Source organism: Vagococcus sp. (genome assembly GCF_036639995.1).
In the GTDB taxonomy this organism is placed as follows: domain Bacteria; phylum Bacillota; class Bacilli; order Lactobacillales; family Vagococcaceae; genus Vagococcus.
Genome location: NZ_JAVWHO010000005.1, coordinates 66,984 through 80,809, shown reverse-complemented (window position 1 = coordinate 80,809; position 13,826 = coordinate 66,984). Strand labels below are relative to the sequence as shown.

At 33.6% G+C, this 13,826-nt stretch carries 12 protein-coding genes; 9 read left to right on the top strand and 3 right to left on the bottom strand.

The window, feature by feature from the left end; genetic code table 11:
* Window positions 1–27 precede the first annotated feature (27 nt).
* Window positions 28–2,253, bottom strand: coding sequence for a SpaA isopeptide-forming pilin-related protein (locus RR554_RS03225; RefSeq protein ID WP_332467404.1), 2,226 nt, complete (start codon window positions 2,251–2,253; stop codon window positions 28–30).
* A gap of 529 nt (window positions 2,254–2,782) precedes the next feature.
* Window positions 2,783–2,983, bottom strand: coding sequence for a YwbE family protein (locus RR554_RS03220; RefSeq protein WP_332462734.1), 201 nt, complete (start codon window positions 2,981–2,983; stop codon window positions 2,783–2,785).
* 120 nt (window positions 2,984–3,103) lie between these two features.
* Here RR554_RS03220 and RR554_RS03215 point away from each other — a divergent pair, with 120 nt between their 5' ends.
* Together RR554_RS03215 and RR554_RS03210 are read left to right on the top strand one after the other, a co-directional pair.
* Window positions 3,104–3,580, top strand: a complete 477-nt coding sequence (locus RR554_RS03215) for a YaiI/YqxD family protein (RefSeq protein WP_332467403.1) — start codon at window positions 3,104–3,106, stop codon at window positions 3,578–3,580.
* A complete protein-coding gene (locus RR554_RS03210; RefSeq protein WP_332462736.1) occupies window positions 3,570–4,040 on the top strand; it encodes a DUF1456 family protein in 471 nt (156 codons plus the stop codon). The genes RR554_RS03215 and RR554_RS03210 overlap by 11 nt, the downstream gene beginning before the upstream one ends.
* A gap of 61 nt (window positions 4,041–4,101) precedes the next feature.
* Here the strand turns inward: RR554_RS03210 and RR554_RS03205 are convergent, their stop codons facing one another.
* Window positions 4,102–5,631, bottom strand: a complete 1,530-nt coding sequence (locus RR554_RS03205; protein ID WP_332462737.1) for an acyl-CoA synthetase — start codon at window positions 5,629–5,631, stop codon at window positions 4,102–4,104.
* A 216-nt stretch (window positions 5,632–5,847) separates the two neighbouring features.
* On the opposite strand from RR554_RS03205, the gene RR554_RS03200 reads away from it, so the two are divergent.
* The 7 genes from RR554_RS03200 (at window position 5,848) to lpdA (ending at window position 13,814) form a co-directional block, all read left to right on the top strand.
* Window positions 5,848–6,492 (top strand): trimeric intracellular cation channel family protein, encoded by a 645-nt coding sequence (locus tag RR554_RS03200; protein WP_332462738.1) that lies wholly within the window; start codon window positions 5,848–5,850, stop codon window positions 6,490–6,492.
* A 121-nt stretch (window positions 6,493–6,613) separates the two neighbouring features.
* The gene (gene recQ, locus RR554_RS03195) at window positions 6,614–8,371 is read left to right on the top strand and encodes a DNA helicase RecQ (RefSeq protein ID WP_332462739.1); all 1,758 of its coding nucleotides are present in this window, start codon (window positions 6,614–6,616) and stop codon (window positions 8,369–8,371) included.
* 63 nt (window positions 8,372–8,434) lie between these two features.
* Window positions 8,435–9,370: a sugar-binding transcriptional regulator gene (locus RR554_RS03190; RefSeq protein WP_332462740.1), complete on the top strand. Its 936-nt coding sequence runs from the start codon at window positions 8,435–8,437 to the stop codon at window positions 9,368–9,370.
* Between the two features lie 82 nt (window positions 9,371–9,452).
* Entirely contained in the window at window positions 9,453–10,130 is a 678-nt protein-coding gene (deoC, locus tag RR554_RS03185) for a deoxyribose-phosphate aldolase (protein ID WP_332462741.1), read from the top strand.
* A 330-nt stretch (window positions 10,131–10,460) separates the two neighbouring features.
* Window positions 10,461–11,285: a phosphate acyltransferase gene (locus RR554_RS03180; protein WP_332462742.1), complete on the top strand. Its 825-nt coding sequence runs from the start codon at window positions 10,461–10,463 to the stop codon at window positions 11,283–11,285.
* Window positions 11,286–11,304: 19 nt separating this feature from the next.
* Entirely contained in the window at window positions 11,305–12,387 is a 1,083-nt protein-coding gene (buk, locus tag RR554_RS03175; RefSeq protein ID WP_332462743.1) for a butyrate kinase, read from the top strand.
* A 14-nt stretch (window positions 12,388–12,401) separates the two neighbouring features.
* A complete protein-coding gene (gene lpdA / locus RR554_RS03170) occupies window positions 12,402–13,814 on the top strand; it encodes a dihydrolipoyl dehydrogenase (protein WP_332462744.1) in 1,413 nt (470 codons plus the stop codon).
* Window positions 13,815–13,826 lie beyond the last annotated feature (12 nt).

Here is a 13,826-nt window from a genome sequence, read left to right as displayed (position 1 = left end):
TAAGGAATCATTCTTTTTATATAGGAATTAATGATGTTTCCTAAATATCAATGCATAGTAAACCATTGTTATTCCAAGTAAAGTCATTAGTACCTGATTTAGTAATTCTTCACCAGTTTGAGGTAATTGTTTTACAACAGTACTTGTAAACTTACTTACTCGTTTCGGTGTTTTTGGTGTGATGGTGGTCGTTGGTGATAATTGATTTGTAACCGTTAGTTGATAGGTTAATTCGGGTAAGTTATCTGTTAACTTAATTTCATAAATCTTATTATCTAATAGGTAATCCTTTGGCGCCTTAGTTTCTTTCAAATAGTAGGTTCCAAGAGGTAAATTTGAAAATATTAATTCTCCGTTTTTATCAGTAACTTTAACTTCAATCGTTTGTTTTTTATCATCAGACAGTGTAAACTCAGCATCTCTAAGACGTTTATTAGAGTTTTTAGCTTGCTTAGTTATCTTAATTGCCCCTAAGGAAGTCTCTTTTTTCTTATTGCTTAATGTGATAACTTGTAATAAATTAGGCGTTTTTTCGTTAATTATCACAGAGTGTAAGGTATTATCTAAAACAAAGCCATTCGGCGCTTTAGTTTCTTTCAAGTAATAAGAACCAAAAGCTAATTTAGAAAAGCTAATCTCCCCATTTTTATCAGTTATTTTTGTTTCAAGTACCTTTTTGTCTTTATCAAGAAGGGCAAATTCAGCTCCTTCTAATCGGTTTTTGGTTTTATCATCAGTCTTAATTAGCTTGATACCACCAAGAAGCACATCCTGTTTTTTATTAGTAAGAGTGATTTGCTGAACTAAACCAGGAGTTTTCTCATTAATCACCACAGAGTGTAAAGTGTTATCTAAAACAAAGCCATCAGGCGCTTTAGTTTCTTTCAAGTAATAAGAACCAAAAGGTAATTTAGAAAAGCTAATCTCCCCATTTTTATCAGTTATTTTTGTTTCAAGTACCTTTTTGTCTTTATCAAGAAGGGCAAATTCAGCTCCTTCTAACTGATTTTTGGTTTTATCATCAGTTTTGATTAACTTGATATCACCCATTTTTTCTTCTTGTTTTTTATTTTCAACAGTTAGTTGGTAAATAAAATCTGGTGTCTTTTCATCAATAGTAACTGTAAATTGTTGTTTATTATTTTCGTAACCTATTGGTGCTATTGTTTCTTCAAGTAAGTACTGTCCAAAATCTAAATTATCAAAAATAATTTCCCCATTATCATCAGTTGTTTTTGAATCAATGACTGTTTGATTGATATCTTTTAATGTAAAAGTGGCTCCAGTTAAAGGTTGTTTAGTAAGATTATCAATTTTATTAATTTTAAGCTGACCTTTATCTAAATAAATTTCAGCAGAAGCAGCTAATTTCTTTTCAAGGGTTAGGTTTTCAACAGCTCCTAAAGGTTGAAAGTTTGAGTTACTGGTGTAGTAGGCAACACCAACAAAAAATGATCCTTTGATAAGAGATGTCAGATCAACTTTTAAAGGGGTGCCAGCTTTGTAAATTGAGTTAAGAAAATTTTTATCAATACTGATAATTTTTCCCTCTTGAGAATCTTCCATAGATACATTTTTGGTGATATTTTGATTATTATAACTAAAAGAAAATTGATCTGTTTCAAAAAAATCAACAGATGCTAAATACTCATTAGGGATTGTGTTGAATTGAGCAAGATAACGCAATCCATCATCACTTAATTTAAATTTTTGACTAAGTGGGCTTATCGCTACTTCTGCTCGTTTAAGAATTTCCTCAGCAGATAAATCATTAGCGTGAGTGTTAGCTTCAGCGATTAAATCCATGATTATTTGGTTATTTGTTACAACGGCTAAATCAGCATATTTAGCTGGGTTAGTGATTGCCCAAATAGCTAATTGAGTTGCTGCATAACGAGTTTCTTCATTTTCATTTGAAATAACACTATTTCCATAATAGTAATTTTTGAGTAACCATGAAGTGATAGGGTTATTTAAAATCTCACTAGCACTATAATAATTATCGTAAGGGTACCATTTATCAGCATCTAAACAAAAAAACTTAGCGCCACTTTCATCTTCAATGTAGGCTAAACGTGTCACAATTGTATTTAAATCAACTAAATTAGTATTTGGATTATTTTTGATATCCGTAGTTATTTTTACACTTCCAGTTGGATTATGAACGGCAGGCTCTCCAAATACTGTCTTGTCAGTAGAAATGAATAGACAAAAAACAAACAGCAATAGCCCAATAAACATTTTTTTCTTCATACAAATCCTCCTTAAAAAATCACAATGACCTTTTATCCGACTTTAGACAAGCAAATCACCTCCTTTAGTTACTAAAAAAGATAATGAGTTCATTGTACATATTCATTTTATACTAATAGTTAAGAATTTGCTAATTGTTTTTTTGTTTAAACGTTTTTTTATGTTCGTTAACATTTTTTTACTATATATTTATTAAAATAAGAATATAATAGTTCGTTTAAATAGTGGGTTTATTGTGTTTAAAATGTTTAAAAAAGTGTGAAAACTTGCTTTTTTTCTTAAACATGTTAAAGTTAATGGATATTAATATTATTTATATGCAACATTAAGATTTATTTTTAAGAAGTTTATACGTTTTAGGCGCAGCTAAAGAGCTGCATAAGATGCTTTAGAGGTAGGGATTGCATTGTTTAAGCGAGAAATATATAGTAATTGAGTAATAGTACTGGTAACACTTTAAATATAAATAGAAGATTAATTAGATAGCCACCTAAGGTTTTAGGTGGCTATCGTCAATTATTGAGTTAAATTAATTGTTTAAAATTTCTTGTACGCGTCCAACTTGATTATCTTCAACTAGCATGACTTTGATGCCATGAGGATGAGAGGGACTATTGGTTAGTATTTTTTTGACGTGTCCTCTAGTTAATTGCCCACTTCGTTGATCTTTTTTTAGAACAATTGCGACTAGCTGTCCTTCTTTAATATCTTTTCTGTTTTTTCCGTTCATGATTTCCCTCATTTCTATTTACCAATCATAGCATAGATCTTTTTGCATTTAAATTTAGTTGTCAAATGATTAATTATCCTTCATACTACATAATAGTAACCAAGGAAAAGAGGAGAGAGTATGCGTTTAGTGATTGATGGAGATGGCTCTCCTGTTAAAGAAGAAGTGATTAAACTTGCTGGAAAATATCAGTTGCCGGTTTTAATTGTCACAAGTATTGACCATTTTACGACAAAAGAATATCCAGAATTTATCCATTTTATTTATGTTGATAAGGGAGCTGATGGAGCCGATTATCGTATTGTGAAAGAAATGAAAGAAAATGACATCGTTGTCACACAAGATTATGGTTTAGCTTCCTTGCTATTGAGTAAAAAAGTTCGAATTTTTCACCATAATGGTAAAGAGTATTTACCAGAAACAATTGATTCTCTCCTAACACAGCGCTATATTGGTGGACAAATGAGAAAAGCTGGTAAGAGAACAAAAGGACCAAAGCCTTTTACTCAAAAAGACAGAGAACACTTTACTGATATAATGACAAGAGTTATAGAAAACATGCTAAAAATAGCAAAAGGAGCAAATAATGAATCATAATGACCGATTAACCCGATTACGCTACGCTTTAGACATTAAAGACAGTGACATGATTGAAATTTTTCGATTAGGGGGAGAAACAGTTACCAAAGAAGAATATCTCTCAATGTTAAGAAAAAAGAATGAAGACGATTATGAATTAGAATTGTCAGATGAATCATTTGAACGGTTTTTAAATGGAATAATCATTTCTCAAAGGGGAGCTAAAAAAGATAGCCCTGAACCTGTTTTTGAACTTAGACAAGGAAATGCTAACAACGTTATGTTAAAAAAATTAAAAATTGCCTTAAAACTAACAAGTGATGAAATGTTAGATATTTTAGATGGTGTTGGTGTGACTGTTTCAAAAAGTGAAATGAGTGCATTTCTTCGTAAAGAAGGTCATAAAAATTATAAAACGTGTGGAGATAATTATACACGTAACTTTTTAAAGGGATTAATTGAGTTATATCGCAAGTAAATCAAACAAATATAAAACCATCTAACTCCAAATGCTCATGTTAGATGGTTTTTTAATATTATTATTTTTTCAATTCCTCTTCTATTTTTAATCGTTGAACTTTCATCGTCGCAGTTCTTGGAATTGCGTCATAATCCCAAATCAAAGGTTTGCTGAGAAGTGGGAAATCATTAATGGCTTGGAACCATTCTTCCCAGTTCATTTCTTTATGTTCACTCACTGAAATAATGGGTTGAGGAACATTATCCTTTCCTCTGACAATGACTACCTCATCTAGAAAATCTAATTTATCTAAAAGTAAATCTTCAATCTTCAGAGTACTCTCGATATCACGAATTAAATCCACTTGGCGGTCTAATAGGAATAAATCTCCATTTTCATCTTTGTAACCAAAATCTCCACTATCCCACCAAGGACCAAAGGTGTTTTCTGTAAAGCGTTGGTCTTCTTTGTAGTAAGTGAGCGCTCGTCCTTTTGATAACATATGAATATTTCCTGAAATATTAGGAGCCACTTCTTCATTTTTTTCATTAACAATCTTAACTTCAGTTAAGCCAAGCATCCCATTACCCATATTTCGAGCATCTAAATTTTTGATACTATCTCTTGTGTGGAATCTCATAATCATTGGACCACATTCACTTTGACCATAGACTTGCATAAAGACAGGTCTTTTGGCAGTAGAGGCATTAAGGAAAATTTCCATTGTTCCCTTGTTAATCGCGTCAAAAGTCGAGTGGAAATAAGTAAAGGAAGTAAAAAGATGAGGATGTTCCTTAACTAAATTGCTCCACTGAACGAAATCATTAGGATGAGTTTCTAAAGCGTAGGGATGAAATCGGGATAACGTTTGTTCTAAATCATCTTGTTGACTACTTCCAATCCATAATATAGGAAATCCTTTTGACATTAAGGAAGATATGCCGATATTAAATCGTGAATGAACGGGTGATATATGAAAAGCAACTAATTTTTTCTCAGGCATTAAATCAAATACGCTCTTTTGCCATTTAGTCCGCCAACCCATGGAGTTAGCAGAATGAGCAATTAATTTTGGAATACCAGTTGTTCCAGAAGTATGCGTCATATAGGAAATTGAATGAGTCTCTAAAAAATCTTGAGAAACAAGTTCAGTAGTAGGGATTTTTACTAACTCTTCAAGTTCAATTAACTGATCAGGTACAATACTCGAAATAAGTGGCGCTTTTTCTATTGTTATTCTGTCATAGATAAGCCAAGGATTTTCTAGACGAGCGCACATAACAGTCATCGTTTCAACAGGTAAGTGATAAGAAATCATGACAGGAATCGCTCCGAGATAGCTAATAGCAACTGCAAGTAAATAGGTATCAAACATTGGAGATTTATACAGGATAACTTTATCTCCCTTTTTGATTCCTAATTTATATAAACGATTAGCCTGGTTGATAATGGACTGATTTGCTTGATGGTAGGTTGTTTCTGTTCCTAGTTCAGGAAACCCAATTAGCTCCTTATCAAAGTAGATAGCTACCTCAGGAGATTTTTTAGCAGCAACTGAGAAGTTGGAAAATAAATTTAATGGTTCATAAGTGTTTTCAGGAAATTTCATTCTTAATATTCCTCTTTTCTCTTTTTTAATCGATTTATTATAACAAAAATAAATTTTTTTGTATAATATTTCACAACTTTTTAAGGGTGATTAATTAGTATATTTCTTATTTTCCATTATATCTAGTTTTTTTAACTGGACAATCGGTTTATTTTCTTATAGATTAGTATCTGGCAAATGATTGCTAGTTGTGGTGAGATTAGGTAGGTATATGGGATGGATATTTTAGTAGTAACAAGCATTATTGGCACAGTTGCTTTTTCATTATCAGGAGCAATGGTTGCTATGGAAGAAGATTATGACGTGTTAGGTATCACCGTTTTAGGTTTTTTAACAGCTTTTGGTGGTGGCGCACTTAGAAATATGATTTTAGATTTACCGATGTCTATTTTTTGGCGTCAAACAAATTTGTTTTATGTCTCCTTTGCAACGATTTTTTTGGTTTATTTTTTTCCAAAAAAGTTAATGTCTTGGAAAAAATTAGAGATGTTTTCTGATGCAATAGGGCTAGCTGCATTTAGTATTCAAGGGGCTTTATATGGACTTGATATCAACGGACATATTGGTCCAGTTATTGCTGCGGCAATTTTGACTGGAACAGGTGGCGGTGTGTTAAGAGATTTACTAGCTGGAAAGAAACCCAATGTTTTGTGTACAGAGATTTATGGCAGTTGGTCTATCTTAATTGCTATTTTCATGTACTATACAGTTCCAGTGAATCCAGTGATTTACTTAGTTATTATAGCTTTAACTGTGGGCTTAAGATTTGCTGGAAGTGCCTATAATTGGCATTTACCCAAAGCGTTCTTTTTTAATGCTACTTCTTTAAACCAGCTATCAGAAGAAGAACAAGATTTTTAAACATTCAAAGAAATTAAGGCCTTTCTTGTACTGGCTTTGGTTTCTTTTTTTGTGTCTTTATATAGAAAGGAATGATAAAAGTGGGAGAATCAGTTATAATAGCCAAGGAAAGAGGGATAAAATGACGCAAGCGTTAAAATTATTAGAAGAAAAATTTGGCTATCAGTCTTTTAGAAGAGGGCAAGAAGCAATTATAAATAAAGTATTGTCAAATGAAGATGTATTAGGGATTATGCCTACTGGTGGAGGAAAGTCAGTTTGTTATCAACTTCCTGCTTTAATGTTTGATGGTTTAACAGTGGTTGTGTCACCTCTTATTTCTTTAATGAAAGATCAAGTAGATGCCTTAAATGATATGGGAATTCCAGCTACTTATGTAAATAGCACTCTGAATTATCAAGAAATACAGCGCAGACTTGGAATGGCGGCAAGAGGTGATGTGACCCTTCTTTATGTTGCTCCTGAAAGGCTAGAAACAGCTGATTTTCTTGAATTATTACGTCATGTCACCGTTGATTTAATTGCTGTTGACGAAGCCCACTGTATTTCACAATGGGGACATGACTTTAGACCAAGCTACTTAAATTTAGCAGAGCGCATCAGAGCGTTCAATCCAAGGCCAAGAATTATCGCCTTAACAGCAACAGCAACGCCTGAAGTGGCTAAAGATATCTGTGATTTATTATTAATTCCTGATGAGAATGTCATTCAAACTGGATTTGCTAGAGAAAATTTAGCGTTTCAAGTTATTAAGGATCAAAAGGATGTTTATTTATTAGAGTTTTTAAAAATGAATCAAGGTCAATCGGGAATTATTTATGCCAGTACAAGAAAAGAAGTAGAACGAATTTATCGTTTGATTAAACACAGTGGGATTTCCTCAGCCATGTATCACGCAGGGATGTCTGAAATGGACCGGGCTAAAAATCAAGATGACTTTTCTTATGACCGAACACAAGTAATGGTAGCAACGAATGCTTTTGGTATGGGAATTAATAAAAGTAATGTTCGATTTGTTATTCATGCCCAGATGCCAGGCAATATAGAATCCTATTATCAAGAAGCAGGACGGGCAGGAAGAGATGGTTTACCTAGTGAAGCCGTGTTACTTTATAGCCCACAAGACGCTCAAATACAACAATATTTTATTGAACAATCAGAAGCCAATATTGAGTATCAGCAAAATGAGTACTTAAAATTGCGTGAGATGAATCAATACGCACATACAGAAGGCTGTTTACAAGCTTATATTTTACGCTACTTTGGCGAAAAGGGAGAAAAATGCGGTAGGTGTAGTAACTGTTTAGATGACCGAGAATCTGTTGATATTACAGTAGATGCCCAAAAAGTTCTATCTTGTGTGAAGCGAATGGATGAAAAATTTGGCAAATCACTCGTTGGAAAAGTATTAACTGGTTCAAAAGATCAAAAAATAACTCAGTGGCATTTTGAAAAATTATCAACATATGGCTTAATGAAAGAATGGACGCAAAAAGAAATCACTCAACTAATTGATTATCTGACAGCTGAACAACTGTTGATCCCATCAAAAGGTCAGTATCCTTTATTATCTCTTTCTGATGAGGGAATTAATGTTCTTTTAGGTAAGAAAAAAGTATTCAGAAAACAATTAGTAGTGAAGCAACTTGTTGTGGATGATGAGCTCTTTAATAAACTAAAAGAATTACGTTCAGACTTAGCATCTGAGCAAAATTTACCACCATATGTTGTCTTTTCAGATAAAACATTACAAGAGATGGTTGAAAAACAACCACAAACTTCTCTAGATTTTCTTCAAATTAAAGGTGTAGGACAAAATAAATTAGACAAGTACGGCGAAGCATTTATGGCGTTAATTAAGGAAAATAAAGAAAAATAACGTAACTTACTTTTTATGATAAAATAAAACCAAGACAGATAAGAAAAGAAAGGGTACTTACTAATGACGATGTCAAAAGATCAATTAAGTGTTGAAGTAGCTAAACTGTACTATCAATTAGAGTATGGTCAGCAACAAATTGCAACGGAATTAAATATCTCAAGACCAACCGTTTCAAGACTATTAAAACACGCAAAAGATAAAGGGTTTGTGACAATTACAATTACTGATCCCTATAGTGAAACCCTTGTTTTAGCCAATAAAATAAAAGAAAAGTACGAATTAAAAGACGTGCGAATTGCTCAAACACCAAGTGATAATTATGACTTAATTGTTGAGCAAATTAGTTTAGAAGCAGCCATTTTTTTAGAAGAGACCGTCGTTGAAGGTGATATTATTGGGATTGGTTGGGGAACAACTATTTATGAAGTAGGTAAGAAATTACGTCCTAGCCAATTAAAAAATGTTCAAGTGGTTCAACTAAAGGGGAGCATTACCCACTCTAAAGTGAGTACATATGCCCATGAAACCCTTTCTCTATTTGCAGATAACTATCATACAACAGGGACAGCACTCCCCCTTCCAGTAATCTTTGATAATAGTGAAGTAAAAAAAGTGGTTGAAAAAGATCGCCATATTCAACATATCATGCAATTACAAGAAGATTCAACTATAGCAATGTACACAGTCGGAACAACAAGAGAAGAAGCATTACTATTTCAATTAGGGTATTTGACGGAAGAACAAAAATTACAATTACAAGAAACAGCAGTAGGGGATATTTGTTCTCGTTTTTATGACGAGTCAGGTCAAATTGCTTCTAAAGAAATAAATGAGCGTACGATAGGCATTGAACTATCTGAATTACCTAAAAAGAGAGTGTCTGTTTTAGTTGCTGGTGGAGATCATAAACTTGCAGCAGTGGATGGAGCGTTACGAGGAAACTATGTTAACACCTTGATTACCGACTATTGGATGGCGCGTCAATTAGCTAAATGAAATTATGTTCAAAAAAAACTTTACATTTGTGCTGATAGGGAGTATACTCTGTTTATAGACAAATAGAGAGGAAGATTTATTTATGACAAACTTAGCAAAAATGATCGATCACACTAAATTAAAGGCAGATACAACAGAAGCAGATATTATTACATTAACTGGTGAAGCAAAAGAACATGGCTTCTGGTCTGTATGTATTAACCCAACTTGGATTCCATTAGCTAAAAAAGAATTAGCTGGAAGCGACGTGAAAATTTGTACAGTTATTGGTTTTCCTTTAGGAGCAAATTCATCAAAAGTTAAAGCTTTCGAAACTGATACAGCTATCAAAGATGGTGCTGATGAAGTAGATATGGTTATTAACGTTGGTGCTTTAAAACAAGCACAATATGACGTTGTTTTAGCTGACATTAAAGCAGTAGTAAATGAAGCAAAAGGCCGTGCGTTAGTTAAAGTTATTATCGAAACTGCATTATTAACAAAAGAAGAAATCGTTAAAGTATGTGAGTTAGCCGTTGAAGCTGGTGCTGATTATGTTAAAACATCAACTGGATTCTCAACAGCTGGAGCAACAGCAGAAAACGTTAAATTAATGAAAGATACAGTTGGCGACCGCGCTTTAGTTAAAGCTTCAGGTGCTGTTAGAACAACTGAAGATGCAGAAAACATGGTAGCAGCAGGTGCTTCACGTATTGGCGCTAGTGATGGTGTTAAAATTATTGGAGCAAGTACTGATTCAAGTGCTGCAAGTGATTATTAATTAAAAAACATTGACTTAAGAGTCGGGAGTTAGTTCTAGAAACTAACTTTCGGCTCTTTTTTTGTTAAAAATGAAAAACAGGTTGAAACAAAAATGTTTTTATTTTATCTTTAACGTAGTTTAAAGAAATAATATGTGAAAAAATAGTATTAGAATTAGATTAGAATGTACAGAAACTAACAAAATAAAAAAACACGAACATTATCATATCAAGCTTTCTAATGGGTATTAAAATAATTAATAGCTAAATAAAAATTAACAATTTGTTTCCGCTTACAAATCGAGGTAAATTAAAGGTGTCAAAAGGAAATAAAGAATGAGGTGAAAGAAATGATAACGATTTCTGTTGCAGGAGGATCTCAACCAGAGATATTAGCACTCGTAAAAAAAGCAAAGAAAGAGTATTCAGAGGGGCTTAAGTTTGTAGTGTTTGACACAAATAAAAACATTGCAGATGAGAGTATGTGGGATTATTTTCACTGTGAAGATGAATTGGATGTAGCAAAACAAGCCGTAAGTTTTGTGGCAGAAGGAAAAGCTCAAATTTTACTAAAAGGGATCATCCAAACTCATACACTATTAAAAGAATTACTTAATAAAGAACATGGACTAAAAACTCAAAAAGTTCTATCTCATGTTGCAATGGTTGATTTACCAACACATGACCAATCCTTCTTATTAACGGATTGCGCAATGAATATTGCACCAGACAAAGATAGCTTGATTGAGATTGTGGGCAACGTAAAACAAGTGGCTCATAAGATTGGCATAACACATCCAAAGATAGCTCTTTTAAGTGCTGCTGAGAATTTTAATCCAAAAATGCCATCATCTGTTTTAGCAACTGAAGTAACAGAGCATTTTAAAGATGAAACAGACAGTACCGTATTTGGTCCAATTTCTCTAGACTTGGCTTTATCAAAAGAAGCAGTAGAACACAAACGTTATGAAGGTCCTATCATGGGTGATGCAGATGTCATCGTAGTTCCAGCAATTGATGCAGGAAATAGCCTTTATAAATCACTAACAATTTTTGGTGGTGCGATGGTTGGCGGAACAATTATTGGGACAAAAGTTCCAGTTGTTTTAACTTCTAGAAGTGATTCTACCGATAGTAAATTACATTCGTTAAAATTTGCGATGAAGCAAGTATAAATAAAAAGGAGCGAACTGAATGGAAGCTATATTAGTTATTAATCCTGGTTCAACGTCAACGAAGACGGCAATATTTTCTGATCACAAACTAATTGCTGAAGAGACAATTAGACACAGTGTTGAAGAAATTGCACAATTTGATAGTGTGATTAGTCAAACCGAATTTCGTTATAAAATTATTTTATCTTTTGTTGAGAAGCTTGAGATGTCAGACAAATTAGTTGCTGTTGTAGGTCGAGGTGGTTTATTAAAACCAATTCCTGGTGGAACGTATAAAGTAGAAGCTGAGATGTTAGAAGACTTACGTACAGAAAAATATAATACACACGCATCAAATCTTGGCGGTATTTTAGCTAATGAGTTCGCAAAAGAATTGAATATTCCAGCCTTTATCGTTGACCCAGTTGTAGTGGATGAAATGAAACCGCTAGCAAGAATTTCTGGTCTTAAAGGAATTGAACGTCGAAGCGTGGGACATGCACTTAATCAAAAGGCTGTTTCAAGAAAAGCAACAGAGGAACTTGGTAAAACATATGAAACAAGTTCAGTAATCGTGGCTCATTTGGGTGGCGGCATTAGTATTGGTGCTCATCAAAATGGCAAGATGGTTGATGTGATTAATGGATTAGATGGTGAAGGTCCATATACACCAGAAAGAAGTGGATCATTACCATTAATTGATTTTGCTAATTTAATTATTTCAAATAATTTAGAATTAGGTGATGTGAAAAAACTTATTGCTGGAAATGCAGGTCTTAAATCTTATCTTGGTGAAACAGATTTAAGAGAAGTTGCTAAGAGAATGGAAAATGGCGAAGAGGAAGCGAAGTACTATTTAGATGGTATGTGCTACCAAGTTGCTAAAGGTATTGGGGAACTTTCAGTTGTGCTACAAGGAAAAGTAGATGCAATTGTTTTAACCGGTGGAGCTATTTACTCAGACTATATCTTAGGTAAGATTAGTCAGTTTGTAGAATGGATTGCCCCAGTTAAAGCTTTCCCAGGTGAAATGGAAATGGAAGCTCTTTATGAAGGTGCATTTCGTGTTTTAGCTGGTGAAGAAGATGCCTTGGATTATGGTGCTGTAGAGATTGTAAAGTAGGAGTGATGTAAAAAATGGCAGAGCAAACAGATTTACTGATTTTAGGTGGCGGAACTGGTGGCTATGTAGCTGCAATTCGTGCTGCTCAAAGCGGATTAAGCGTAACAATTGTTGAAAAATACAAATTAGGTGGAACATGTTTACACAAAGGTTGTATTCCAACAAAAGCTTTATTAAGAAGTGCCGAAGTTTACGACACAATTAAAGAAGCAGAAATGTTTGGTATTGAAGGACAAAATAATCATGTTGTTAACTTCAAAAAAATTCAAGAACGCAAACAATCAATCATTGACCAACTACATAGTGGTGTAGAAGGATTATGTAAGAAAAACAAAATCAAAGTTCTTGAAGGTGAAGGCGCAATTTTAGGCCCATCAATTTTCTCACCTGTTTCAGGTGCTGTTGCAGTAACTTTTAATGATAAAAGTAAAGAAGAAGAAATTATTGTTCCTAAAAATGTGATCATCGCAACAGGCTCAACACCAAGAACATTACCTAATCTTCCTTTAGATGAAAAAGATATTCTTTCATCAGATGGTATGCTTCAACTTGAAGAATTGCCAGAATCAATCGTGATTGTTGGTGGTGGCGTTATCGGAGTTGAGTGGGCATCGTTATTAAATAGTTTAGGTGTAGAAGTAACTATTGTTGAATTCTTAGATCGCTTACTTATCAATGAAAGCGCTAAAATTTCACGTGAACTTAAGAAGAGCTTAACTAAAAAAGGTATTAAAGTATTACTTAGCAGCAAAGTTGAATCTGCTGAAGTTAAAGATAGTGGCGTTGAAGTATCAATTGAAGGTCAAGATAAATTGACAGTTGATAAAGTGATGGTTGCTATCGGTCGTGCGCCAAAAGTTGAAGGTATTGGTTTACAAAACACATCTGTTAAATACGAACCAAAAGGAATTCAAGTGAACGAATTCTACCAAACAACTGAAAGTCATATTTACGCAATTGGTGATTGTATTGACACAATGCAATTAGCACATGTGGCTATGAAAGAAGGCGAATTAGCAGTTGCTCATATGGTAGGTGAAGACGTTGAACCATTGAACTACACTAATGTGCCTCGTGGAGTTTACACAAACCCTGAAGTAGCAAGTGTTGGTTATGTTAAGGAAACAGTTCCAGAAGGTAAAAAAGTTAAAATTGGTACATTCAATTTTGCTGGAAACGGAAAAGCCTTAGTTTATGGTGGAAACGAAGGATTTATCGAAGTCATTCGTGATCTTGAAACAGATGATTTATTAGGTGTTTCAATCATAGGACCACATGCAACGGATTTAATTTCAGAAGCAAGCACATCAATCTATTTAGATGCAACACCACTTGAGATTGGGGAAGCAATTCACCCACATCCAACATTAACAGAAGTACTTCAAGAAGCTGCATTAGATACATATGGCAAAGCCATTCATAAATAATAGAAAGGTTGA

Coding starts and splice junctions, on each gene's coding strand:
- RR554_RS03190 (WP_332462740.1), top strand. CDS start 8,435: ATGACGATGTCAAAAGATCAATTAAGTGTTGAAGTAGCTAAACTGTAC.
- lpdA (WP_332462744.1), top strand. CDS start 12,402: ATGGCAGAGCAAACAGATTTACTGATTTTAGGTGGCGGAACTGGTGGC.
- RR554_RS03210 (WP_332462736.1), top strand. CDS start 3,570: ATGAATCATAATGACCGATTAACCCGATTACGCTACGCTTTAGACATT.
- deoC (WP_332462741.1), top strand. CDS start 9,453: ATGACAAACTTAGCAAAAATGATCGATCACACTAAATTAAAGGCAGAT.
- RR554_RS03215 (WP_332467403.1), top strand. CDS start 3,104: ATGCGTTTAGTGATTGATGGAGATGGCTCTCCTGTTAAAGAAGAAGTG.
- RR554_RS03180 (WP_332462742.1), top strand. CDS start 10,461: ATGATAACGATTTCTGTTGCAGGAGGATCTCAACCAGAGATATTAGCA.
- buk (WP_332462743.1), top strand. CDS start 11,305: ATGGAAGCTATATTAGTTATTAATCCTGGTTCAACGTCAACGAAGACG.
- RR554_RS03205 (WP_332462737.1), bottom strand. CDS start 5,631: ATGAAATTTCCTGAAAACACTTATGAACCATTAAATTTATTTTCCAAC.
- RR554_RS03225 (WP_332467404.1), bottom strand. CDS start 2,253: ATGAAGAAAAAAATGTTTATTGGGCTATTGCTGTTTGTTTTTTGTCTA.
- RR554_RS03200 (WP_332462738.1), top strand. CDS start 5,848: ATGGATATTTTAGTAGTAACAAGCATTATTGGCACAGTTGCTTTTTCA.
- recQ (WP_332462739.1), top strand. CDS start 6,614: ATGACGCAAGCGTTAAAATTATTAGAAGAAAAATTTGGCTATCAGTCT.
- RR554_RS03220 (WP_332462734.1), bottom strand. CDS start 2,983: ATGAACGGAAAAAACAGAAAAGATATTAAAGAAGGACAGCTAGTCGCA.